We start from the raw sequence: 1,950 nt of genomic DNA on the forward strand, positions 1-1,950 counted from the left end.
CTCAACACAATTATTTTCGATGGTCTTGGCGTCTTCGGAAATGTCCATGCACAGGACTTTGGCATTGCGCACCATGCGGTCCACATGCTCAGGAAGCCGAAACACCAAAATATTATCTTCCTGTTGATTATAATAACCGCGAATACCTTCGAAGAGACCGGTGCCGTAATTGAAGGCATGGGTCATGATACTGATTTTCGCCTCTTCTGTGGGTACATAGTTCCCTTCAAAATCGGCGATGGCTCCGGGATGCATAACTGCCATGAAAATATCTCCATTTATGTGAAAAGAAAGTGGTTAATTAAAGACGGACGAGACAACATTACTGTGGTCTGTAAGGTCTAGTATGTTCTTTTTTGTTGCTCTATTTCAAACTTGAATTTCTTTTGTTTAAATCTTTGCCGGACCGTTCCCATTTCTGTTGAAATCGTAGCAAGATGACAGGGCGGGACAGTTATAGTAGGGTTTATGGGCTTCAAGGTTCGGACGGTGTCGTCTCCTCAGTTGGTAAATTTGTGTCTTCCTTCGGCAGTGTCTCCGCTTCTTTTTCCATCCCACTTTCGGTTGGTGCAGTCATTTCTTCCGGGTTTTGAAAGATGAGCGGGCGTACCTTCTCCGGCTGCGCAGACAAGGCCGGCTTTTCCAAATCATGAAAAACAAAAGAGGCATAACTGACGGAACGGTCTGTTTCTTTTGTTTTGGACATGGACGTATCATAAGCGAGAATCCGCGCTTGGCATGATCTGGGCAGCAAATAAAATAACAGTTGAATGCAATAATTACCATCGATAACATTGGAACTTTTTGCCATGTACTCACGGAAGCCCTCACGATTTAAGGAGAGGATTGTTTCGAAAGCTTGCCGGTCTAATTTAGCAATATGGTCGCTCACATTATCTTCAAATTTTAAGGGACCGTAGTCGGAACCGTAGTGCGTAAAGCTGGAGGCAACCACAACCAATGTACGTTCATTGATGATCATCTTAATGGTTTCTGCGATGGCACGGACTGTATTGGTATTTACTTTCCCTTGTGGATCCCGTAAATCACCGACGAGGATGGGAACCAGTTTGAATTCTTGAAGCCGTTGCTGTAGATAGGGGAGCAACGATTCAATGGCAAATTCATATTCATGAATGCGGTCTTCGGGTTTCCCTTGCTGGTAACGCAGCTGATGGGCGCGGAACAAAGGCGAATATAAAAGATAACGAACGGCGGGCGCATCCACAGGCACCGGGCCAAGAGGACTCAAAAAAATATCAACGGTAGGCAAGGAACAATTCTCAAACATAGGCCCATGCCCCGGCGCGATAATAATGACTCGTTCATATTGTCCGGGTTGTAAGGACTTGAAAGCATGGGCGGTGACTTCGCCTGCCAGCGCATAGGGGGCGGCGGAGGCGATCACTGCGGTGAGGCGCTCGCTTAATTCGGGTGTATCGGCACGGTCAAAAAAATTGCGCACCGTATGTAAAAGCACTTCCGGTTCCGCCGGATAATTAATGCCTGCAACAGCCGGCCAGCGGATGACCTGTGCCGTACCCACTGTGTTTATGCCAAAACAAACAAGGACCGCAAGAAAAAATTTACTGATCTGTGAAATGAAAGAGATTTTATTCATAGGGAGCCTTCTTTAGTTGTGTCTACAAGATCATACTTCATTGGCGAAAGCTTTTAAAACTTGAATCCGCCTTATGTTTTACAAACCTGCCAATCTTGCTGCCGAATTACACCCATAAAACCTTTTAATCAGCTTAAAATTGTATCAAAATAAAGCCTCCGTCTTTTCACTCATCTTGGAAGTGGGGCAGGGGCGGATTCAAGGTTGAAATGCAACGGGTGCAATAAAAGAGGACATCACAGAGATCTTCGGTACAATAGTTCTAACCAAACACCCGAAGGAGTCCATAATGTCCCACCACCATTTTACACGAGATGACCGTATAAAAC

At 45.4% G+C, this 1,950-nt stretch carries 2 protein-coding genes; both read right to left on the bottom strand.

Annotated elements, in window-relative coordinates; translation table 11 throughout:
• A partial coding sequence (locus GX117_09970) for a branched chain amino acid aminotransferase (GenBank protein ID NLO33663.1) occupies positions 1–264 on the bottom strand: 264 nt, incomplete at its 3' end.
• A gap of 211 nt (positions 265–475) precedes the next feature.
• On the bottom strand, positions 476–1,621 hold the full coding sequence (amrB, locus tag GX117_09975) for an AmmeMemoRadiSam system protein B (GenBank protein ID NLO33664.1): 1,146 nt from the start codon (positions 1,619–1,621) through the stop codon (positions 476–478).
• Positions 1,622–1,950 lie beyond the last annotated feature (329 nt).

The sequence above is a fragment of the Candidatus Hydrogenedentota bacterium genome (genome assembly GCA_012523015.1).
Lineage (GTDB): Bacteria > Hydrogenedentota > Hydrogenedentia > Hydrogenedentales > CAITNO01 > JAAYBJ01.